This window comes from Xenorhabdus griffiniae, assembly GCF_015163655.1.
Classification (GTDB): domain Bacteria; phylum Pseudomonadota; class Gammaproteobacteria; order Enterobacterales; family Enterobacteriaceae; genus Xenorhabdus; species Xenorhabdus griffiniae.
Genome location: NZ_JADEUF010000062.1, coordinates 1 through 22,880 on the forward strand (window position 1 = coordinate 1; position 22,880 = coordinate 22,880).

20 protein-coding genes and 1 pseudogene are annotated in these 22,880 nt (G+C 47.0%); 17 read left to right on the forward strand and 4 right to left on the reverse strand.

Annotated elements, in window-relative coordinates; translation table 11 throughout:
* The first annotated feature begins 245 nt into the window (after positions 1-245).
* A complete protein-coding gene (gene soxR / locus IQ211_RS11110) occupies positions 246-707 on the forward strand; it encodes a redox-sensitive transcriptional activator SoxR (RefSeq protein WP_189760299.1) in 462 nt (153 codons plus the stop codon).
* A gap of 200 nt (positions 708-907) precedes the next feature.
* Here soxR and paaZ read toward each other — a convergent pair whose 3' ends face one another.
* Entirely contained in the window at positions 908-2,974 is a 2,067-nt protein-coding gene (gene paaZ, locus IQ211_RS11115) for a phenylacetic acid degradation bifunctional protein PaaZ (protein ID WP_189760300.1), read from the reverse strand.
* Positions 2,975-3,303: 329 nt separating this feature from the next.
* On the opposite strand from paaZ, the gene paaA reads away from it, so the two are divergent.
* The 12 genes from paaA (at position 3,304) to paaX (ending at position 14,475) form a co-directional block, all read left to right on the forward strand.
* Entirely contained in the window at positions 3,304-4,245 is a 942-nt protein-coding gene (gene paaA / locus IQ211_RS11120; protein WP_189760301.1) for a 1,2-phenylacetyl-CoA epoxidase subunit PaaA, read from the forward strand.
* A gap of 39 nt (positions 4,246-4,284) precedes the next feature.
* A complete protein-coding gene (gene paaB, locus IQ211_RS11125; protein ID WP_189760302.1) occupies positions 4,285-4,572 on the forward strand; it encodes a 1,2-phenylacetyl-CoA epoxidase subunit PaaB in 288 nt (95 codons plus the stop codon).
* Positions 4,573-4,583: 11 nt separating this feature from the next.
* Positions 4,584-5,375 carry a 1,2-phenylacetyl-CoA epoxidase subunit PaaC gene (gene paaC / locus IQ211_RS11130; RefSeq protein WP_189760303.1) on the forward strand — a complete coding sequence of 264 codons (792 nt, stop codon included), beginning with the start codon at positions 4,584-4,586 and terminating at the stop codon, positions 5,373-5,375.
* A gap of 38 nt (positions 5,376-5,413) precedes the next feature.
* Complete coding sequence (gene paaD, locus IQ211_RS11135; RefSeq protein WP_189760304.1) at positions 5,414-5,932, forward strand: 1,2-phenylacetyl-CoA epoxidase subunit PaaD; 519 nt, start codon at positions 5,414-5,416, stop codon at positions 5,930-5,932.
* Between the two features lie 27 nt (positions 5,933-5,959).
* Positions 5,960-7,048: a 1,2-phenylacetyl-CoA epoxidase subunit PaaE gene (gene paaE, locus IQ211_RS11140; RefSeq protein WP_189760305.1), complete on the forward strand. Its 1,089-nt coding sequence runs from the start codon at positions 5,960-5,962 to the stop codon at positions 7,046-7,048.
* Positions 7,049-7,057: 9 nt separating this feature from the next.
* The gene (gene paaF / locus IQ211_RS11145; protein WP_189760306.1) at positions 7,058-7,831 is read left to right on the forward strand and encodes a 2,3-dehydroadipyl-CoA hydratase PaaF; all 774 of its coding nucleotides are present in this window, start codon (positions 7,058-7,060) and stop codon (positions 7,829-7,831) included.
* 3 nt (positions 7,832-7,834) lie between these two features.
* Entirely contained in the window at positions 7,835-8,632 is a 798-nt protein-coding gene (gene paaG / locus IQ211_RS11150; RefSeq protein ID WP_189760307.1) for a 2-(1,2-epoxy-1,2-dihydrophenyl)acetyl-CoA isomerase PaaG, read from the forward strand.
* Positions 8,633-8,634: 2 nt separating this feature from the next.
* On the forward strand, positions 8,635-10,233 hold the full coding sequence (locus tag IQ211_RS11155) for a 3-hydroxyacyl-CoA dehydrogenase (RefSeq protein ID WP_189760308.1): 1,599 nt from the start codon (positions 8,635-8,637) through the stop codon (positions 10,231-10,233).
* The gene (gene paaI, locus IQ211_RS11160; RefSeq protein ID WP_399478255.1) at positions 10,217-10,693 is read left to right on the forward strand and encodes a hydroxyphenylacetyl-CoA thioesterase PaaI; all 477 of its coding nucleotides are present in this window, start codon (positions 10,217-10,219) and stop codon (positions 10,691-10,693) included. Before IQ211_RS11155 ends, paaI begins: the two co-directional genes overlap by 17 nt.
* The gene (gene pcaF, locus IQ211_RS11165) at positions 10,690-11,904 is read left to right on the forward strand and encodes a 3-oxoadipyl-CoA thiolase (protein ID WP_189760310.1); all 1,215 of its coding nucleotides are present in this window, start codon (positions 10,690-10,692) and stop codon (positions 11,902-11,904) included. Before paaI ends, pcaF begins: the two co-directional genes overlap by 4 nt.
* A 125-nt stretch (positions 11,905-12,029) precedes the next feature.
* The gene (gene paaK / locus IQ211_RS11170; protein ID WP_189760311.1) at positions 12,030-13,361 is read left to right on the forward strand and encodes a phenylacetate--CoA ligase PaaK; all 1,332 of its coding nucleotides are present in this window, start codon (positions 12,030-12,032) and stop codon (positions 13,359-13,361) included.
* 172 nt (positions 13,362-13,533) lie between these two features.
* Positions 13,534-14,475, forward strand: a complete 942-nt coding sequence (gene paaX, locus IQ211_RS11175; protein ID WP_189760316.1) for a phenylacetic acid degradation operon negative regulatory protein PaaX — start codon at positions 13,534-13,536, stop codon at positions 14,473-14,475.
* A gap of 5 nt (positions 14,476-14,480) precedes the next feature.
* Here the strand turns inward: paaX and IQ211_RS11180 are convergent, their stop codons facing one another.
* The 3 genes and pseudogenes from IQ211_RS11180 to IQ211_RS19975 all read right to left on the reverse strand — a co-directional run bounded on the left by IQ211_RS11180 (position 14,481) and on the right by IQ211_RS19975 (position 16,602).
* A complete protein-coding gene (locus IQ211_RS11180; RefSeq protein WP_189760312.1) occupies positions 14,481-14,999 on the reverse strand; it encodes an FAD-dependent monooxygenase in 519 nt (172 codons plus the stop codon).
* Positions 14,989-15,523 (reverse strand): annotated as a pseudogene (gene abiEi, locus IQ211_RS11185) (type IV toxin-antitoxin system AbiEi family antitoxin). The gene IQ211_RS11180 and the pseudogene abiEi overlap by 11 nt, the downstream one beginning before the upstream one ends.
* Positions 15,524-15,699: 176 nt before the next feature.
* Positions 15,700-16,602: an FAD-dependent monooxygenase gene (locus IQ211_RS19975; RefSeq protein ID WP_282885549.1), complete on the reverse strand. Its 903-nt coding sequence runs from the start codon at positions 16,600-16,602 to the stop codon at positions 15,700-15,702.
* A gap of 130 nt (positions 16,603-16,732) precedes the next feature.
* On the opposite strand from IQ211_RS19975, the gene IQ211_RS11195 reads away from it, so the two are divergent.
* The 4 genes from IQ211_RS11195 (at position 16,733) to treC (ending at position 22,527) form a co-directional block, all read left to right on the forward strand.
* Positions 16,733-17,272 (forward strand): dihydrofolate reductase family protein, encoded by a 540-nt coding sequence (locus IQ211_RS11195; RefSeq protein WP_189760313.1) that lies wholly within the window; start codon positions 16,733-16,735, stop codon positions 17,270-17,272.
* 82 nt (positions 17,273-17,354) lie between these two features.
* Complete coding sequence (locus IQ211_RS19585; RefSeq protein ID WP_223281759.1) at positions 17,355-18,893, forward strand: M28 family metallopeptidase; 1,539 nt, start codon at positions 17,355-17,357, stop codon at positions 18,891-18,893.
* A gap of 520 nt (positions 18,894-19,413) precedes the next feature.
* Positions 19,414-20,847: a PTS trehalose transporter subunit IIBC gene (treB, locus tag IQ211_RS11205; RefSeq protein WP_189760314.1), complete on the forward strand. Its 1,434-nt coding sequence runs from the start codon at positions 19,414-19,416 to the stop codon at positions 20,845-20,847.
* Positions 20,848-20,865: 18 nt separating this feature from the next.
* Positions 20,866-22,527, forward strand: coding sequence for an alpha,alpha-phosphotrehalase (gene treC / locus IQ211_RS11210; protein WP_189760315.1), 1,662 nt, complete (start codon positions 20,866-20,868; stop codon positions 22,525-22,527).
* Positions 22,528-22,880 lie beyond the last annotated feature (353 nt).

Here is a 22,880-nt window from a genome sequence, read left to right on the forward strand (position 1 = left end):
AGTTATGGCATACTTGACGTGCAGGCATAGCAGTGACCCTATTGACTTGGTGGAACAATCAGTAGATCACACAACGCTATGCTTGTCTATTTTCTGGGGATTCCTCAGCGCTACGCGGGGAGATATAAGACGCATCTTGAAGTTAGATTGGTATACACTCAATTTTCAGCGAAAAGGCACGGTTTTTTTCAAATGATAAAAAGCAGTGCAGTATACAACCTAAAGTTAAATTAGGGTTCATCGATATGGAAAAAGATAATCCCATTGATTTTAATCGGGCGTTAACTATCGGAGAGGTATCAAAACGTAGCGGAGTTGCTATATCTGCCCTCCATTTTTATGAGTCGAAAGGATTAATCAAAAGTTCACGCAATCAAGGTAACCAACGCCGTTTTCCTTCAATTGTATTGCGCTATATTGCGATCATCAAAGTCGCACAAAGCACAGGTATCTCTCTGAAAGAAATAAAACAAGCACTAGACCAGTTTCCACCTGATAGTCAATTGACAGCCGAACAATGGCTAACATTTTCTTTACAATTGCAGGATATTCTGAATCAACGCATCAAAAAACTCATCCGATTACGAGATAATTTAGGTAATTGTATTGGATGTGGATGCCTTTCGTTAACAGAGTGTCCTTTACGTAATCCGAATGATGTCCTTGGACAAGATGGAGCCGGCCCAAGAATTTTAGAAAAAGATTAAACACGCACTTAGTTGAAGAGGATATCATCTGTGAAAATTGAAGAGGCTGATTTTGTACAGTTAGTCAAACGAGTTATCTGCGAGCGACATTAGAAGAATTATTCCGAACATTACAACTCACATATGCTACCGATAAAATTCAGCCTGAGGATTACCGCTGCCCCTTGCCTTTGACAAATACCCTCAGGCTCTTGCTTATCCTAAGCCATAAAATCCCCTTGCTGCCGTTCCACTAACGTCAGGATGCTATAAAGCGCCACCGGCTGTTGTTCCTGATTCAACACCTGCACATCCCATATCACCACACCATGGGGTTTATCTTCTGGTGTCTTCTGGACTTTCTTAATCTTCTTCTTGCAGGTCAAACGCACTTGGATGGTATCACCAATCTTGACCGGCTCAATAAAACGCAGGTTTTCCATACCGTAGTTGGCAAGTACCGGCCCCACGGCACCATCAACGAACAAACCCGCAGCAGCCGATACGACAAAATAACCATGGGCTACCCGCTCGCCAAACAAGGATTCAGCTGCGCCGATCTTATCCACATGAGCGTAAAAATGATCGCCACTCAGACAAGCGAAATTCACGATATCCGCTTCCGTCACCGTCCGGCGAGCAGTCAGTAAACTTTCACCCATTTCAATTTGTTCAAAATATTTGCGGAATGGATGAATCGGTTCTTCTTTCACTTTCGCGCCACGAACCCACTCACGACCAATCGCTGCCAGCATACTTGGGCTGCTTTGAATCGCTGTGCGCTGCATATAGTGTTTCACAGCACGCAAGCCCCCCAACTCTTCGCCGCCACCGGCACGCCCTGGGCCACCATGTGCCAACATAGGCAACGGGGAACCGTGTCCCGTGGATTCCGCAGACGCCGCTTCATCCAGCACTAACATACGGCCATGCGCACAGGCTGTCGCCCTGATCACCTGTACGGCAATCTGCTCATCTGCCGTCACCAATGAACCAGCCAAACTCCCCTGCCCCATCATCGCCAATGCAATCGCCTGTTCGGTATCCTGATACGTCATTAACGTGGCAACCGGCCCAAAGGCTTCTGTACCGTGTACCACCTGATTAGTCATTGGATCTGCACAGTAGAGCAACGTCGGCGGGTAGAAGGCGCCATTACGGTTGCTATTGCCTGTCAGCACCAATTTATCCAGTGAACCACCACATAAAACCTCGCAACCACTAGTGCGCAATTCGTCGACTTTCGCCTGCACCTCGTCACGCTGTTCCCGATTAATCAACGCCCCCATGCGCACTTCGGGCAACGTAGGATCACCAACAGCCACACCAGACAGCCGCTTAAGTAGCGCTTGTTTAACCGTTTCCATTTGTCTGGCAGGCACAATAACGCGTCGGATAGCCGTACATTTCTGGCCGGCCTTCACCGTCATTTCGCGTGCCACTTCTTTGATGAAAACGCCAAACTCCGGCATATCTGGTGTCACATCCTCACCTAAAATGCAGCAGTTAAGCGAATCCGCTTCCATCGTAAAAGGAATGGATTTTTCTATCAGTCGAGGATGGACACGCAACTTCCGTCCCGTTTGTGCCGAACCGGTAAACGTCACAGCATCCTGATAATCAAGATGATCAAACAGATTACCAATGCCACCACAGATCAATTGCAGTGCCCCTTCCGGCACCAAGCCGCTATCGATGATCATTCGCACCATCGCCTGTGTCAGTTGGGCGGATGCGGTGGCAGGCTTGATAATCGCTGGCATACCTGCCATCCACGTTGGTGCCAATTTTTCCAGCATTCCCCAACACGGAAAGTTAAACGCATTGATATGCAGTGCAACACCGGGGCGGGAAGTCAACACATGGCGTGCCACAAACTGGGATTGTTTAGACAGTGGGATCATCTCATCTTCCGGCCACAAGGTATCATCCGGCAATTCTCGCCCTGCTAATCCTGCATACGAGAACAGTGTTGCTACGCCCCCCTCAATATCCACCCAACTATCCGCACGGGTTGCACCTGTTTCCGTGGAAATGGCATACAGTGCTTCTTTGTTGGCGAGCAGGTGTTTTGCAACTGCTTTCATCATCTGCGCACGCTGTTGGAACGTCATCGCAGCCAGTGCCTTTCCCCCTTTTTCACGGGCGTAGACTAAACTTTCTGCCAATGGCAAACCTTCTGAAGATACCTGATACAAAGCTTCGCCGCTTACTGCATGATGAATGGTTCTGGGATTGCCTTGCCCATAAACCCAGGCACCACAAATGTAACTCGTTAACTGTTGCATTTTTTTCTCCACCGATTTAACCAATGAAACAATCATTAAGTAATGGAATGCCATTTATGTATCACATATATGATTGACAAAACCACCCACGAAATTAACAAAATACAAACATTTTCCACCCAATCACTTGTTAATATTTATCCCACCGCCAAATAAAAATGATTAATCAATTGTTTTATAAGGATTTAAAATTAATATTGTGACATGAACAGCAAATGCACAAATTTTGTGTTTGCTATTTTTGTTACCAGTTTGTAGATTTACAGTTATAAAAAGTGATTCATTTTTATGTCTTATATCAAAAAATAAGAATCATAATGGAGTCGCATATGACAACTGATCCATTTCAGGCGAGCTTTGAAGCAAAAATAGCCGCAGATCTCTCTATTGAGGCTAAAGATTGGATGCCCGAAGCCTATCGCCAAACCCTGATACGTCAGATTGGCCAACACGCACATTCAGAAGTCGTCGGCATGTTACCGGAAGCCAATTGGATCACCCGTGCCCCTACATTACGTCGCAAGGCCATATTGCTGGCGAAAGTCCAGGATGAAGCCGGGCATGGACTGTATCTCTACAGCGCCGCTGAAACATTGGGCTGTTCCCGTCAGGACATCTACCAAAAGTTGTTGGATGGCAAGATGAAATATTCCTCGATTTTTAACTATCCCACCCTCAGTTGGGCCGATGTTGGCGTGATTGGCTGGCTGGTGGATGGCGCAGCGATTGTCAACCAGGTTGCCTTATGCCGTGCCTCTTACGGTCCCTACGCCCGCGCGATGGTCAAAATCTGCAAGGAAGAAAGTTTCCACCAGCGGCAAGGTTATGAAGCAGTCACAGTGCTGGCGAATGGCAACGAAGCCCAACGAACCATGTTACAAGATGCCATTAACCGCTTCTGGTGGCCGACATTGATGATGTTTGGTCCCAATGACAGTGACTCTCCCAACAGCGCCCAAAGCATGGCATGGAAAATCAAGCGATTCAGCAATGATGAACTGCGGCAAAAATTCATCGACAACACCGTCCCCCAGTTGGAAGCCTTGGGTATGACAGCGCCCGATCCTGAGTTGGCTTGGGATGAAACAACAGGACATTACCGTTTTGGTGCAATCGACTGGGATGAATTCTATCAAGTACTGAAAGGGCAAGGGATATGCAACCACGAACGTCTGGAAGCCAAACGCAGGGCCTGGGAAAACGGAAGTTGGGTACGGGAAGCGGCTTCTGTTCACGCCAGAAAAATGGCGGCCAAAAAGCGCGCTGCTTAGTGCTGTGCATGACCTGAACAACATCGGAAGGAGGACTCAATGAACGATACCGATTGGCCACTGTATGAAGTCTTTGTCCGTAGTAAACAGGGGCTAGCACACCGTCACGTCGGCAGCCTCCACGCAGCAGACGATCAAATGGCGCTGGAAAACGCACGCGATGCCTACACTCGGCGCAATGAAGGTTGCTCCATCTGGGTGGTGAAATCCATCTATCTGGTGGCTTCACAACCGGAAGATCGCGGCGCTTTTTTCGAGCCATCGGAGGACAAGATTTACCGTCATCCGACTTTCTACATCATCCCTGATGGCATCAAGAATATGTAGGGAACCGGCATATGAATATACCCAGCATTTCATCCCCCAATCATTCCCTGTTAAACCACGCCCTGTTCAAATATGTACTTCGTCAGGGGGATACCCCACTGATTCTGGCACAGCGCTTGTGCGAATGGTGTGGACATGCACCAGAACTGGAGATTGACCTTGCCCTGTCCAATATCGACCTCGACCTATTGGGCCAAGCACGCCATTTCCTTAGTTATGCCGCCACCCTTTCAGGAACAGGGCAGGATGAAGATCATCTGGCGTTTTGGCGTCATGAGCGCGAATTCTGCAATCTGCTGCTGGTGGAACAACCTAATGGCGGCTTTAACGACACCTTGGTACGCCAATTTTTTATTGATGCCTATCATGTCTTGCTGCATCAGGCGCTGAGACAAAGCCGTGATCCCCAGTTGGCGGCCATTAGTGCCAAGTCGTTGAAGGAGGTGGAATATCACCTGCGCTTTAGCCGAGGCTGGATGATCAGATTGGGGGATGGAACGGCACTGAGTCACGAAAAAATCCAGCAATCGATCGATCAACTGTGGCGCTTTACCGGCGAACTGTTCTATTGCGACGAAATAGAACAGCAACTGGCAGAAGAAGGCATTGCCATTGATCCGCGCACCCTGCATGAACCGTGGCTGCACATCATCAACGAAACGTTCACCGAAGCCACGCTAGAAATGCCACAGGAAGCCCCTTATCGGCAAGGTGGAAAACAAGGACTGCATACGGAGCATTTGGGATACCTGTTGGCAGAAATGCAATACCTGCAACGTACCTACCCCAACAGCAACTGGTAACAAAACGGATAGAACACAGAGGGTAATGGGAGGTGATCATGGAACAGCAATACAATACTCGCTTTTACTCAGAGATACAGCCGCCGGAAGTTCATCAAATCTGGCAATGCCTGCACCAAATTGCCGATCCAGAACTTCCTGCTCTCTCTATTACTGATCTCGGCATGATACGGGCCGTCACCCCATTACAAAACGGCTGGCGGGTGACATTTACCCCAACCTATTCCGGCTGTCCTGCGACGGAATACCTGATCGAAACCATTAAGAAAATACTGGCACAAGCCGGCTTCTCTCCCGTACATATCGAAGTGAGCCTGCACCCTGCGTGGACCACAGACTGGATAAATGCAGATGCCAAACAACGTTTGCGAGCATCCGGTATTGCTCCGCCTCAAGGATTAGTTTGCGAAAAAACGGCAGATATGGAACCCATCACCTGCCCGTACTGTGGCAACCATGCAACAGAAAAAATCAGCGAATTCGGTTCCACTGCCTGCAAAGCGCTCTACCGCTGTCGGGATTGTTGGGAACCATTTGATTATTTCAAATGCATTTAACGAGGACGCACTTAAGAGGAACGTAAGATGTCCACTTTGCATCAAACACGCTCACATGGCTTTCACCGCTTAAGCATTGCCGCCATTGAAAGAGAAACGCCAGATGCTGTAGTCGTTACCCTGCATATTCCCGATGAGCTGAAAAAACAGTTCTGCTATCACCCCGGCCAACACCTGACACTCAAGGCGAAAGTGAATAACGAAGAACTACGCCGCTGCTACTCCATCTGTAGCTCACCATTGGATGATGTATTACAAATTGGTGTCAAAGCCATACACCAAGGCCGCTTTTCGACCTTCATCAACCAACAATTAAAAGTCGGGGATGAGCTGGAAGTTATGCAACCACAAGGCAATTTTGGCCATCACCCCAATCAAGGCCAGCAGGGACATTATCTGGCTATCGCCGCCGGTTCGGGTATTACGCCCATTTTATCGATCATCAAAAGTACGCTGGCATTAGAGCCTAATAGCACTTTTACGCTTATTTATGGCAATCGCACCAGTCGCTCTGTCATGTTCAAAGAAACGCTGGCCGATCTCAAAAATTGCTACCTGAGCCGTTTTCAAGTGCTGTACTTATTCAGTCAGGAATCCACCGATAGCCCATTACTTAACGGACGTATTGATACTGAACACCTAAACCACATTGGCAAAACCCTGCTCAATTTTACCCAATTTGACCACGCTTTTCTCTGTGGACCCGAAGCCATGTTGGATGAGGCCCATTCTTCGTTGGAGCAGGCGGGGATACCCGTTGAACGCATCCATAGTGAACGTTTCAATACCGGACAAGCTACAGTAAATTCCCGCCCTGCCAATCTTGCAGAACGCAGTGAAACCCGCGTTGAGATCCATCTGGATGGCCGTACCCTCAACATTGCCATGCACGCCGAAGATAACAGCATCCTCGATGCCGCATTACGCCAAGGCGCAGATTTACCCTACGCCTGCAAAGGCGGGGTATGCGCTACCTGTAAATGCCAGCTTAAAGCCGGTGACGTGGATATGAGGGTGAATTACAGCCTCGAACCCGATCAATTGGCTGCCGGTTATATCTTAAGTTGCCAGTCATGGCCGAAAGGCGATGGCGTCGTTGTCGATTTTGATGTCTGAGGAGCCACCATGAATCAGGAATGGATTTTATGTCAGGAGCAGCAAAGGGTACGCATATTAACCCTAAATCGGCCAGAAGTACGCAATGCCCTCAGTAATGACTGTCTGGAACAACTCGTACAGCAATTGGAACTCGCCGATGCGGATAACGATACAGGCGCCATTGTTATTACGGGATCACAACGCTGTTTTGCCGCAGGTGCCGACCTGAAAGAACTACAGCAACAGAACGTTGCAACAGCCATGACTGATCGCCGTCCACAGCTATGGCAACGTTTAAATAATATCAGTAAACCTCTGATCGCTGCCGTTAATGGCTACGCACTTGGCGCTGGCTGCGAACTGGCATTGGCTTGTGATTTGGTGATTTGTGGAGAAAACGCCCGCTTTGGCCTGCCAGAAATCACCTTGGGGCTGATGCCAGGGGCGGGGGGAACGCAACGGCTCATCCGCAGCGTCGGCAAGGCATTGGCTTACCAGATGGTATTAACCGGCGAAGCTATCGATGCTCATCGCGCCCGGGAAGCGGGGCTAGTCAGCGAAGTTTGCACTGATGCTCTGACATTAGAACGTGCAGTACAGATTGCACAACGCATCAGTGAATTTTCTCCCTTAGCACTGCGGGCGGCCAAGGCAGCTCTCAAGACCGCACAAGAAACCAGCCTGTCACAAGGATTACTCGCCGAACGCCAGCACTTTGTTACGTTGGCAGGCACAACCGATCGTCAGGAAGGCATCACCGCCTTTCTGGAAAAACGTAAACCAACCTTTAAGGGGTTCTGATCGATGGAAAACATGTCAACGGTACTGACCGATATACAAGCAGGTGTCCTTAGCATTACTCTCAACCGTCCAGAATGCCTCAATAGTTTTAATGAGGAGCTACACCAGCAATTAAGTTTGGCAATGGATATTGCTGAACAAGATGAGTCCGTACGTTGTGTCCGGCTCACCGGAGCCGGACGCGGCTTCTGTGCCGGACAAGATTTAAACGATCGCAATGCCATCATTTCTGATGGCGATATCCCTGATCTTGGCAAATCCGTTGAACGCTACTACAACCCGCTAATCCGGCGTATGACTTCCTTGCCTAAGCCCATTGTCTGCGCCGTCAACGGTGTAGCGGCGGGTGCCGGTGTCTCCCTTGCCCTGGCCTGTGACATCGTTATCGCTTCCCGTGCTGCCAGCTTTATTCAGGCTTTCTGTCGCATTGGCCTGACACCCGATTCTGGCGGTAGCTACTTCCTGCCTCATAAGATTGGGCAGGCGCGGGCGATGGGGATGGCACTGTTGGGCGACAAAATCAGCGCCGAACAAGCACTGGATTGGGGCATGATCTGGCAAGTTGTTGAGCCTGAAGAGTTGGAAGACAAAACCCAGAAGCTCGCCCGACACCTTGCTACCCAACCTACCTTAGCCCTTAGCTGCATCAAGCAAGCCACCTATGCAGCCGCAACCAATACGTTGGAACAACAACTTGATCTCGAACGAGATTTACAACGCCTGTGCGGGCATAGCGAAGATTTCCGTGAAGGCGTCAATGCGTTCATTGAAAAACGCCAGCCAACGTTCAAGGGGAAATGATCATGAACACGCCTCACCTCCACGGCCCCATAGCCGTTATCGGTGCGGGAACAATGGGCATCGGCATTGCGCAGGTTGCGGCTCAGGCAGGACATTCCGTCCTGCTGTTTGACAGCAACAGCGAAGCGGTCAGTCAGGCGCTGGATAATTTACGCACCCGCCTGCATCAACGTGTAGCAGCAGGCAAAGCCGAAGCCAGTGCAACAGAAACCCTGTTACAACGCATCACTCAGGCGAATTCATTACATGCGTTAGCACCGTGTGGGCTGGTGATTGAAGCCATTATCGAACAACTGGCAGCTAAACAGGATCTCTTCCAGCAACTGGAATCCATTTGTTCACAGCAAACCCTGTTTGCCAGCAATACTTCATCCTTGTCGATTACCGCCATTGCCCGTGTCCTGTCTGCCCCACAGCGCATGGCTGGGCTACACTTTTTCAACCCAGCCCCTCTAATGAAGCTCGTGGAAATCGTTCAAGGTCTGGAAACTTCCCCCCAAACCGTGACAACACTCAAAACCCTCGTGACTGGCTGGAAAAAACAAGCTGTGATTTGCCGTTCTACGCCGGGGTTTATCGTCAATCGCATCGCCCGTCCATTCTACGCTGAAGCCCTGCGTGCACTGGAAGAACAGGTTGCAACTCCCGCTACACTGGATGCCATTCTCAAAGAATCTGGTGGTTTCGCGATGGGGCCATTACAACTGATGGATTTGATCGGCCATGATATTAACTACACCGTGACGGAATCCCTGTTCCATGCTTTCCATGGCGATCCTCGCTTCCAACCTTCGCTGCTGCAAAAAGAGTTAGTGGATGCCGATCATCTTGGACGCAAACGCGGTCGTGGTTTTTACGTCTATGACATAAAAGGAAACGGTGGAAAAAAAGAGAGCCAGCCACAACCTAAAATCGCGCCGAAACACACCAAAACCCCAAAACAACCGATGCGAATCAAAGCGACAGGAAATTGGGTGGCATTGCCGCACTTGGTTGCGCTGTTACAGCAATATGGAATCATCTTCGAAGAAAACAAAAATGACCGATTCCACTCCCCGACCTTGCAGCTTGATGACATTCTCTTGATTCTGACCAAAGGGAGAACCTGCGCCCAGATTGCCGACGAAGTCAGGGCACCCGTGGTGCAATTTGACCTTTCTGTCAATCACCAATCGGCTTCTATCATTACACTCAGTGCTGCTTGCCAGAATACGCCTCAACAAACCGCAAAGGTGATCGGTTTTCTGCAATCCCTCGGTAAACAGGTCATTCTCTTGCCAGACTATCCCGCTTTGTTAACCATGCGTACCGTTGCCATGCTGTGTAACGAAGCACTGGATGCCTTTAATAAAGGCATTGCCAACGTTGAAGATATCGATTTGGCGATGTGCCACGGTGTAAATTACCCCATCGGCCCGCTGGCATGGGGTAAGCAGTTGGGTTGGAAACATATTCTCAGTACACTGGAAAACTTGCAGAAGTTTTATGGGGAACCCCGTTACCGCCCAACGCCTTTACTGCGCCAACTCGCGGCGGGACATACTCAACTCCCTTTCCTGCAGCCCCAAAAGCGCAAAAAAGGGGATGATCATGCAAAATAATGCTAACGCGGCTCGCCACTACGTTGAAGCTATATATGCCCAGGATGCCTGTGCTCAAAATATGGGGATGCAGATTGAACATATCGATATCGGGTTTGCCCGACTCAGTATGAAAATCGTACCCAATATGCTCAACGGTCATCAAAGTTGTCACGGTGGCATTCTGTTCAGCCTGGCGGATACCGCTTTCGCCTATGCCTGTAACAGCGACGGGAAAGCCGCCGTCGCTTCCAGTGGCAGCATTGATTTTATCCGTCCGGCATTGGTGGGTGATCAACTGATCGCCACCGCTTCTGTTCGGCATCAAGGTAAAAATACTGGCCTGTACGACGTGGAGATCATCAACCAAAACGGTAAAGTTGTAGCTTTTTTCCGTGGTTACTCCTATCGTCTCAGTCATCCTATTTCTGACAATACGCTGAAAAAGAACCAGCCAAACCGTCAGGGAGAGCAATCATGAACCATGCATTTATCTGTGATGGTATCCGCACACCTATCGGCCGTTATGGTGGTGCGCTATCCAACCTGCGGGCTGACGATCTGGCTACCCTGCCGTTACGGGCATTGATGACGCGTTATCCAGCGTTGGATTGGGAACAAATTGATGACGTGATCCTCGGTTGCGCCAATCAGGCTGGAGAAGATAATCGCAACGTCGCACGTATGGCACTATTGTTGGCAGGGCTACCAAATTCAGTCTCTGGTACGACAGTCAACCGGTTATGTGGCTCAGGCCTCGATGCACTCGCCTTCGCCGCTCGCAGTATTAAATCCGGCGACGCCCAACTGATATTGGCAGGTGGCGTTGAATCGATGACCCGCGCTCCTTTTGTAATGGCCAAAGCAAACAGTGCTTTCAGCCGGCAAGCTGAGATCTTTGATACCACCCTTGGCTGGCGCTTTATTAACCCGCTGATGCAACAGCAATTCGGCACAGATTCCATGCCAGAAACGGCAGAAAATGTCGCCGCCCAGTTTCAAATTAACCGTGATGATCAGGATGCCTTCGCCCTGCGCAGCCAGCAACGTGCCGCCAGAGCGCAACAACGTGGCCTACTGGCCGAGGAAATCCTCCCTGTTACTCTGCCTCCCGCCAACAGAAAAGGCGTAGCTTCGGTCATTTCACAGGATGAACATCCCCGCCCAGAAACGACGCTCGAACAATTACAACGGCTCAAAACCCCATTCCGTGCCGACGGTACGATCACCGCGGGTAACGCTTCCGGTGTCAATGATGGGGCGGCAGCACTGATCATCGCCTCAGAAACGGCAGCCTTACGCCACGGCCTGACACCACGGGCGCGTATCATCGCAACGGCAACATGTGGTGTTGAGCCACGTATCATGGGGATCGGGCCACTGCCTGCGACTCGCAAGGTGCTGGAACTCACCGGCTTAACCCTAAACCAACTGGATGTTATTGAACTGAATGAGGCCTTCGCTGCACAAGCACTGGCTGTGATGCGCCAACTGGGGTTACCAGATGATGCAGAACACCTGAACCCGAATGGAGGCGCGATTGCACTGGGGCACCCTCTGGGTATGAGCGGAGCCCGCCTTGCGTTGACAGCCACGCTTGAACTGGAGCGACGTGCCGGACGTTACGCCTTGTGCACCCTGTGTATTGGGGTAGGACAAGGCATCGCCATGATTATTGAACGTGTTTCATAGCAGCTATTTTTACAACAACAAACTGATACACAGTAACCTGACTTCACCAACACCTGTATATCATTACGCACACATAACCACAAAAACAACCTGTTACAAACAAACCAACAAAAGGACAGGAAACTATGAACAACAACGTACAACACCTAAAAAAACCCGCCAAACAATCTCTGGATACCATTGAATTTGCTTCACGTGATGAGATTCAGGCATGGCAATTTAACCAGATGAAATGGACCCTAAACCACGCCTACAACAACGTTCCCATGTACCGCCACAAATTTGATACAGCCGGTGTCCATCCAAGTGATTTCAAGCAACTCAGTGACATCACCAAATTTCCTTACACCACCAAACAAGATCTGCGGGAGCATTATCCTTTCGATACCTTCGCTGTCCCAATGGAACAGATAGTTCGCATTCATGCTTCATCCGGCACAACAGGACGCCCAACCGTGGTGGGTTATACCCAACAGGACATCGACAATTGGTCAGCGCTGATCGCCCGCTGCCTGCGATTTGCCGGAGTAAGTGCCAAAGACAAAGTTCACATCGCCTACGGTTACGGCCTGTTCACAGGAGGATTAGGATCACATTATGGGGCTGAGCGCTTGGGAGCGACTGTCATCCCGGTATCTGGCGGTAACACCATAAAGCAAGCTCAGCTGATTGTGGATTTCAAACCTGACATCATTATGATAACGCCTTCTTACTGCCTGACTTTACTGGATGAGCTGGAGCGCCAGATGGGTGGGGATGCCAGCACATGTTCCTTACGTATTGGTATTTTTGGCGCAGAACCGTGGACAACCACCTTGCGTACTGAAATTGAAACACGCATGGGCATCAAGGCGTTGGATATCTACGGCCTGTCCGAAGTGATGGGGCCAGGCGTTGCTATGGAATCACTGGAATACGCCGACGGCGCCACCATTTGGGAAGATCATTTCTACCCGGAAGTGATTAATCCTGACAACCTGAATAACCTGACAGACGGTGAAACCGGAGAACTCATTCTCACTACCCTGAGCAAAGAAGGCATGCCTATGATCCGCTATCGCACCCGCGATCTGACGCGCTTATTGCCTGGTACGGCATGTAATATGCGGCGCATAAGCAGAGTCACCGGCCGTTCCGACGACATGATGATTATTCGTGGCATCAATGTTTTTCCATCACAGATAGAAGAACAGATCATGCATATCAAGGAACTCTCACCGCATTATCAATTAGAAATCAACCACGAGGGCAATCATGATTGCTTGTCAATCAAAGTTGAATTGAAAGAACCAGATCTGCTGAGCGATGAACAACGTTGCAATCTCTGTCATCAATTGCGCCATCACATAAAATCGGCAGTAGGGCTTAACACCGATGTCAGTATTGTCAATTATGGTGTCATTCCACGTTCAGAAGGTAAAGCAGTACGGGTAATCGACAACCGACCACGCGAATAAACCTTTCGCCATCGCAATTTAAATAATATGAAACAGCGGTGGCACCTTTTTCCAATGGTATTTTTCCCAATAGTATGTCGCCTTAAAGGGATTTTTCTAAGCGTATCGATTAAGCCCATTGATACAGTTATGCTAATGTTATGACACACTTTTGAGCCAGATCACCGAAACTATGACACATAAACTTGACGATTTTATCCAACACGCTCTCAATGCACAGCCTATCAGCGGAACATCGCTGATCATCTCCTTATATGGGGATGCCCTGAGTCACCGTGGCGGTGAGGTTTGGCTTGGTAGTTTGAGCTTCTTGCTGGAGTCGATGGGGTTTAGTGACCGTTTTGTGAGAACAGCTGTATTCAGGCTGCAAAAAGAGGGGTGGCTTACAGTAGAAAAACTAGGGCGACGCAGTTATTACCGCATCGCCGAGCGGGGGATGCATCAATTTCGTCATGCAGAGGATAAAATCTATCTCAGTGAACAGCCAGAATGGGATGGCAAGTGGGATCTGCTGCTACTGGAAGGCACCGCCAAAAACGAGCGTATACGCTTAAAAAAAGAGCTGAACTGGCTCGGTTTCGCACAATTTAACCGTACCCTGATGGCCGCACCAAGTCATTCCCAAAGAGATATTCCCTCACTGTTAGGGGAACTCAACGCCAGCGATTCTGTCATTTATTTCCGTGCTGATTATCCTTACCCACGTTCAGAACGGAGCCTGAAAGAACTCGTCTCTATCAATTGGTCACTGGAACAGATATCACAGCATTATCACGAATTTATTGTTTCCTTCCGTCCGTTGATGACACTGCTACGGGATTGTCATGAGGCTGACCTAACGCCAAGACGCTGTTTCCAGTTGCGTCTTCTGCTCATCCACTTTTACCGCCGTATCGTTCTGCGCGACCCACAGCTGCCTGATGCCCTGCTACCCGCGCAATGGGAAGGGCAAATTGCCCGTCATTTGTGTATCAATATTTATCAGCACATTGGCCTTGCCGCAACACGCTATGTCAGTGAATGCTGCGAAACGACCATTGGCCAATTACCTCAACCCGCCGCCGCGTATTACCGACGTTTTGGCGGGTTGTACAGTGAAATAGGGGCCTATTAGGAGATTCACAAAAGTCCTGCGTTTTTATACGGCGTGAATCCGAACATCTCTTTAATCGTTTCGGTTTCGTAATTGGTCGTCGTCATGGCAATTTCTTGACTACGCTCTTGGGGATTGAGGTTTCGGAGCATCAGATCTCTTTCATTCATTTTACGATTTGCCATGACAATTTTAGAGACGGCAGGTATACGAACATATTCATATGCCGCGATTGCAGATTCGAAATCAGGGTATTCATATAGCGCATAGGCAAGAGTTTCTGCATCAATAATAGCTTGGGTTGCACCATTTGCCCCAACCGGAAACATCGGGTGCGCAGCATCACCCAGCAGAACACACCGCCCACGACTCCATTTTTCTAATGGTTGCCTATCTACCATCGCGGTTCGCATAATTGTTTTACTCATGGTGATGACTGTTCTTAGATCTAACCAAGCAAAATGCCATTCTTTAAGCAGATCAAGCAGGAAATTTGTCGCCTGCGAGCGATTGATTGCCGTATCAGGCAGAGTCTCATATGACATAGTCGAGTTCCTCCAGCTGCACTAAATGTATATTCCTACCTACTCTTTTTTGGTCACGCAAAGCCGTCTCTTTTTTTGCGATACGCAGGGGCCCACGGCTTTCTAATGTTGCTTTCAGAATTTCGTTAGGCTTTCTGCTAGTGTGGGTGATTTCAATAACTCCCCACGGTGTTTTAAACTCTCCTGTTCTGCCAGTAGACATAATGGTCAGGCGATCAATGGGAATTTGTGAGATGAGCCCATATTGCGATAAAGCTGACTCCAGACTGATGTAATTATATTCACCTCGTCGGATATTTTGGCGATAGTTTCCAGAGGATAGCTTCCCATACTGGCCCGCGTTAGGCATAAACGCCTTTGGTAATGCGAAGTAACAGCCCAGCTTTGACGAGGCGATCAATAGATTTTTGCAATGTCCGGGAAGGTTCGTCAGCAAAGATGACTTCCAAATCTTGTAAAAGGAAAATAGCTCTTCCCATTTTGCTGAACTCATCTAACTTGTTAATTGCTGTGATCCTATCCATTTCATTATCTCCACTCTGACACCCCCTTAAAGGGTGTTATGTGTATAGATATTGATCATAGCAATTATTTCTATACACAAAAACCCCATTTTAGGGAGATTTGTGTAAACAACAATCTGCCCCGATCGCGCTTATCTCGCCAAAACTAAAAAATATTGTGAGGATATTCGATTACGCTAACGATTTATCCAACTCTCTAAACGTGTTTTTGCCTGTGTAATATCACTCCCCAACCACAAAACAATGCCATCAGGTCTCACGATAGTCGCCTGTCCATCTCGCAGTAGTTTCTGAGGAGAAATTATCTCAACCACCGTCAATTGTTGAGCAGCGGTTTGAAAATATGATTGCAGTGCAGATACCAGTCTGGGTGCATGATTGTGTATTAAGACAAACTGTCTTTCCCGCAATACTTCTGTCAGCTTACGTTCCTGTCCCGCATGACGCAGCACTACATGCGGTAAACGCTGACCAACTCGCTTATGATCACCTTTCTGTCGCAGGCAATGATATTGAGCATCTTCACCAGCCAACATCCTGACAACTTTTTTCTCGATATAGGGAATTTTGGTTGCCTGCACGCCAATCCAATGCACCATTCGCCCCCAAATACCTGTCGCTGTATTGAATTTAAACAGTAAGTCTGTATTTTTTAATGCCGCTTTTGCTATCGGCCTGCGTTCGTTTTCATAGGAATCCAGAATATCTGGCAATAAAGTTCCCTGAATAACGCCAGCCAATTTCCAACCTAAATTGGCCGCATCACCGATCCCCATTTGAAGCCCTTGACCACCAGCAGGAACATGGGTATGAGCCGCATCACCAAGCAGGAAGATCTTTCCCTCTCGATACCGTTCCGCTAACCGCTGTTTACTTCTGTAACGTGCACTCCATAAAATATCGCCTAACCCAAAATCCTGCCCCAAAATGGCAGACATACTACTCGCAATCTCTTCTCTGGTAACAGGTTGCTTGACCGGCAAATCCATTCTTTGATTATCTTCAATGCTGATGCGATAAGTACCATCTGGTAATGGAAATAGCGCAACCAAACCTCTCGAAACAGAGCGCGCATACACCGCTGGAATACGCCTATCATTTTGAAACGCTATTTAAATTGGCTGGTATTAATTAATGAATCTTTTTACTTGTCAAACAGGGTTAATTAGCCAAAGTTTTAATTGTAATGTGTAACTATGAGGAAAAATGATGTCAAAGCTCATTTATTATGTCGCTGCAACAATGGATGGTTATATCGCAACGGAAAACCACGAGTTGGATTGGCTCTATGAATTCACACTTGGCGATGATGCCACCCCGTATGATGATTTCTACCGCGGAATTGGCGCGGCCATTATGGGAGCTGAAACTTATGAATGGATCATGAAAAATTCAGCGGATGACTGGCCCTACAGAGATATTCCGTCATTTATTCTTTCTTCAAGAAAACTATCCGTTCCTGTCGGGATCAATGCGGTAGTCACCCAAGAATCTCCTAAATCCATCGCTTCCAAGGCAAGACTGGCAGCAAAAGGCAAAGATGTCTGGGTTGTGGGAGGAGGAAAAACAGCTGCATGTTTTGCCAATGCAGGTGAATTGGAACAATTGTTCATTACCACCATTCCCGTATTTCTGGGTTCTGGCGTTCATGTTCTGCCAATTGACCAAAAGACCAAAGTGGTTCCTAAGATGCAGCGATTATTACAAAGTGGTGCTATCGAAACCTTAATGGACGTAAAAATGAGCTAAGTATTAGCACTGCGTGTGACAGTGCTTGTTCTTGCCAAGAAACTGTTATCACGCAGCCTACTGACAACATTGGGGAAACAACATGACTCGTATCATTTTGAGCCTGATTTTAGTCGTTGTTCTGGGTTTATCTGTATATCAAGGTGTCGGCATGGTACAACCAACAATGATGACCACCTTACCCACTAAAGAAACAGGATATGTAAATGTACAAAAAGCGTTAAGCATCATTGCAGCGAAACCACATCCTACAGTATCCACCCAGCAAGAAAAGATCCGCCACTATTTACTCACCGAAATTCAGGCAATGGGATACCCTGTTGTCGAACAACCGTTCCTGTTCACTGTTGATGAACTGGTTGCACGTCAGAAAAAAATCTACTCACAGCTTGATGAATACCAACGCCGCGCATTTGATGCAGAATTAGCACGAGTCGGCGCTAATACCTTTGAAGAAGAAGTACGCATCCGCTCAGGGTTAAAACAGGGAAATGCCGCTTACGGCACCAACATCATTGCCAAACGAACTTCTCCTGCCGCTAAAAACACAATATTGATTGTCGCGCATTATGACAGTGTGGGGACTTCCCCTGGCGCTGGTGATGATGGCATGGCTGTTGCGTCCATATTGCAGCTAATGCGAGATTTGACCCGGGTAACGACGATAAAAAATAATGTTATCTTCTTGCTCACCGATGGTGAAGAGCTAGGTTTGTTAGGCGCAAATTATTTTGCCAACCAATTGACCGCTGAAGAGTTACAATCGATTAGACTTGTTTTGAATTTTGAAGCAAGGGGGAATCATGGTATTCCTGTATTATTTGAAACCTCGGCTCAACCTTATGCGCTGATGACGGCATTAAATAAGCATTTAAGCAACGTCACAGCATTCTCATTTACCCCTTTGATATATGATATTTTACAGAACGATACTGATTACACGGTATTTAAAGAAAAAGGGATAGCAGGGCTGAATTTTGCCGTTGTGCAAGGCTTCGAACATTATCACAGAATGAGCGATACGCTGGAAAATCTTTCCCCTGAAACCTTGTTTCAATACCAAAATACCGTGAGAAAAGTGGGTTATTATTTTGTCGTACAGCAAGATATGACACTACTGAAACATAATAAAGACGCAGTTTACTTTCCATTACCCATATACGGTTTAGTTATCATCTCGCCTAATGTCACCATCGCCCTTGGTATCAGCAGTTTAATTCTTTGTTTATTCTGGGGGAAACATCTTTTTCACAATCAGATGAATCGTAATATAAAAAAATCTTACAGGCAGATCCCCTTTATTTTTATTGGATTACTCTGTGCAATACTTTCGATAAAAATACCAGCCCTGTCTTATTTAATTACCATTCCATGCCTATTTTTATTAATTTCACATATCATTCTATTTAAATTTAACCAATTTTATCTCGCGCTCATTATCACAACATTAGGGGTATACTTTTCAAGTCTCTTATATACGCCTGTGGTTTACCTGATCAATAGTGGATTACAAAGCTTACTATTTGCTTTCGTTATAGCTTTAATACCAACAATCATATGGAGTATAAATTATTGGTATTTATGGAGAGCAATGCCTCATTCACGCAAAATCAATAGATAACAGATTAAAATTTCCGTGAATTGGTTTTCCAACCACACCATTCACACTGATATCATCGAATTGAATAACATTCTGCGCCGTCACGGGGCGCAGAATCCAAGCGCTGATCCGATAAGGGGATAAAGCCCTTTTTATTTTACTAACCGATAAACGCATTAAACTTCAAGTTGCAATTTACAACACACTCTAAAACCTGATTTCTCCCCGAGAAGCGGAGAGAAATCACACGCATCTTGAAGTGAGATTGGTATATAAGTCACATCTATTAATTACCGAAAAAACTAAAAACCCGATAACAATAAGGAGCATGAATATAAAAAACCCTTTAATTTCAAATCAATGGCCCAAAATGTGATCTAAAACTCAAACGAAGCAACTTTTCATATTCAAAATGCAAAAATCTGTCTAGGATTGAGCTGCTATTATTTCAGTCTATTCATTATCTCATCACGAGTGTAATCATTCTGTTAATCGCAAAATTCCATCATTTATAACTCCTGCCACACCAAGGAGAAAAGGCATGAAAAAAAAACAAATAAACCAAAAGGATATTGATAATCTTATTACCTTGATTGGTGGTAAAGAGAATATCGCTTCCGTCAGTCATTGTATCACCCGCCTCAGATTTGTTCTTAATACACCAGAAAATGCCGATGCCAAAGCCATTGAAGAATTGCCAATGGTCAAGGGATGCTTCACGAATGCCGGACAATTTCAGGTCGTGATTGGCACGAATGTGGATGTCTATTACAAAGCTCTGCTTGAAACCACAGGGAAACAATCTGTTAATAAAGAAGAAGTTAAACAAGCTGCTCGCCAAAATATGAAATGGTATGAAAATGCAATTTCACATTTTGCTGAGATCTTCTTCCCATTACTGCCAGCCCTCATCAGCGGTGGTTTAATCCTCGGTTTCCGTAACCTGATCGGGGATATCCCGTTTAGTGAAGGCAAATCGCTCGCACAACTCTACCCGGTCTGGCAGAGTGTCTATGATTTTCTCTGGTTAATCGGTGAAGCCGTATTCTTCTACCTCCCTGTAGGTATCTGTTGGTCTGCCGTCAAAAAGATGGGGGGAACACCCATTCTGGGGATTATTCTCGGCATTACCCTGGTTTCCCCGCAATTAATGAATGCTTACCTGCTTGGGCAACAAACGCCCGAAGTCTGGAATTTCGGCTGGTTTACAATTTCTAAAGTCGGCTATCAGGCACAAGTTATTCCTTCCCTGTTAGCTGGCCTGACGTTGGGGTGGATTGAAACGCGACTGAAAAAATGGGTACCAGACTATCTCTATCTTGTTATTGTCCCTGTGACTTCTCTGGTCTTGGCCGTCCTCCTCGCCCACGCCCTGATAGGCCCTGCCGGACGTGCTATCGGTGATGGTGTTGCCTGGGTTGTTAAAAGTCTAATGACGGGTAGCTTTGCGCCTATTGGAGCTGCCTTGTTTGGCTTCTTCTACGCACCGTTAGTTATTACAGGTGTACACCAAACAACACTGGCTATCGACCTGCAAATGATCCAAAGTACCGGAGGCACCCCAATCTGGCCGATTATTGCACTATCTAATATCGCTCAGGGTTCTGCCGTTGTCGGCATTGTCTGGGCAAGTAAGAAACAAAAAGAACGCGAAATTTCCGTTCCTGCGGCAATTTCAGCCTATCTGGGTGTCACCGAACCTGCCATGTATGGTATCAACCTTAAATACCGTTATCCCATGTTCTGCGCAATGATTGGTGCAGCTCTGGCTGGACTGGTTTGTGGGCTCAACCATGTCACTGCCAATGGTATCGGCGTTGGCGGAATACCAGGCATTCTTTCTATCAAGCCGCAGTTCTGGATGGTTTATCTGATTGCCATGCTCATCGCGATTGCTGTGCCATTCCTGTTGACCGTTCTGGCTTATCGTAGAAATGAACGCAAAGCGCTCTTACCCAATGAACAGGCCAATTAATTTTGTAGGTATCTATTTATGACGGAACAAAAACCATGGTGGATGGATAGCGTTATCTACCAAATTTATCCAAAAAGTTTTCAAGATAGTACCGGTAGCGGTACGGGAGATATCAACGGGATCACCCAACGGCTGGATTATCTACAGCGTCTCGGTGTTGAGGCCATTTGGATCACCCCAATCTATCCCTCTCCGCAGGTTGATAATGGCTATGATGTCGCTGATTATTGTGCCATCAATCCTGATTATGGTTGTATGGAGGACTTTGATAATTTGGTGCAAAATGCCCATCGCCGTGGCATTCGCATTATTTTGGATATGGTTTTCAATCACACCTCAACCCAACATCCGTGGTTCCAGGCGGCACAGGATATTAATAGCCCTTACCGCCAGTTTTATATCTGGCGGGATGGTTCTGAAGATTCTCTACCCAATAACTGGAAATCCAAATTCGGTGGTAATGCGTGGCAATGGCATACAGAGAGTCAACAATATTACCTCCACCTGTTTGCGGTTGAGCAAGCCGATTTAAATTGGGAGCACGCACCGGTTCGCGCGGAACTGAAGAACATCTGTGAATTCTGGGCTGATCGTGGCGTTGATGGCTTGCGTCTGGATGTCATTAACCTTGTCTCAAAACAGCAAGATTATCCTAACGATGATCACGGCGATGGCCGCCGATTCTACACCGATGGCCCGCGGATACACGAGTTTTTGCAAGAAATGAGCCGTGATGTTTTCCAGCCGAAAGGATTGATGACTGTTGGTGAAATGTCATCCACCAGCCTTGAGAACTGCCAACGCTATGCAGCCCTGGATGGAACGACGCTGTCCATGACGTTTAATTTTCACCATCTAAAAGTTGACTACCCAAATGGAGAAAAATGGACTCAGGCAAAACCAGATTACGTTGAACTGAAAAAGATTTTCTCAACATGGCAGCAGGGTATGCACCAAAAAGCCTGGAATGCACTTTTTTGGTGTAACCATGATCAACCGCGCATTGTTTCTCGGTTTGGTGATGAACATCAGTACCACAAAATATCCGCTAAAATGCTGGCAATGGTACTGCATGGTATGCAGGGCACGCCTTATATTTATCAGGGCGAAGAACTGGGTATGACAAACCCTAACTTTACGCGTATTGAGGATTATCGGGATATCGAAAGCCTGAATATGTATCAAGAGCGTATTGAGAAAGGTATGCAAGTAGAGGATATACTGGCAATTTTGGCGCAGAAATCCCGTGATAACAGCCGAACTCCCATGCAGTGGAATGATTCAGCAAATGCGGGTTTTACCACCGGAACACCGTGGATTGCACCTTGCAGTAATTATCCAAAGATCAACGCCGAAACCGTATTACAGGATGAAGATTCCGTCTTCTATTGCTACCACAATTTGATTAAATTGAGAAAGCAACAACCCATTCTGACATACGGTGATTACCTGGATCTGCTGCCAGAACATCCTTCGTTGTGGTGCTATCTGCGTCGTTGGCAAGATCAAACCTTGCTGGTCATTGCAAACCTAAGCGCTGAAACCCAACATTGGTCTCCAGAACCGGCACTTTTAAGCAAAGAATGGCAGGTATTGATGAGCAATTATCCATCACCGGCAACAGTAGATCATGAAATTAAAATTAAACCTTATGAATCAATATATTTAATATCCAAATGATAATATTATTTATATATCGTCATTTTACATAATGTATTGTTTATAAAATATTTTAAATAACATACCTCACTAAAAATAAAGTGAGGTATGTTTTTCTCTTTGTTGTCATGGCTCATGACCAACTTAATAAAATGCATGACCATGCTGCAGAGCAATATTTCCAGTTAGAGTGAACACTGACTCAAACCGCTATAGAAGCATCGACATGTGCCACAGGAATTAGCTTCAATATTAAAGAATTAGGTCACGTATTCAATTTGTTGTTTCTCATGTATACTCCTCACTTTTTCAGGAAATCAGATGGCAACGGTAGAAGTGAAATGTCGATTTTGTCAACAAACCGAATCGGTAAG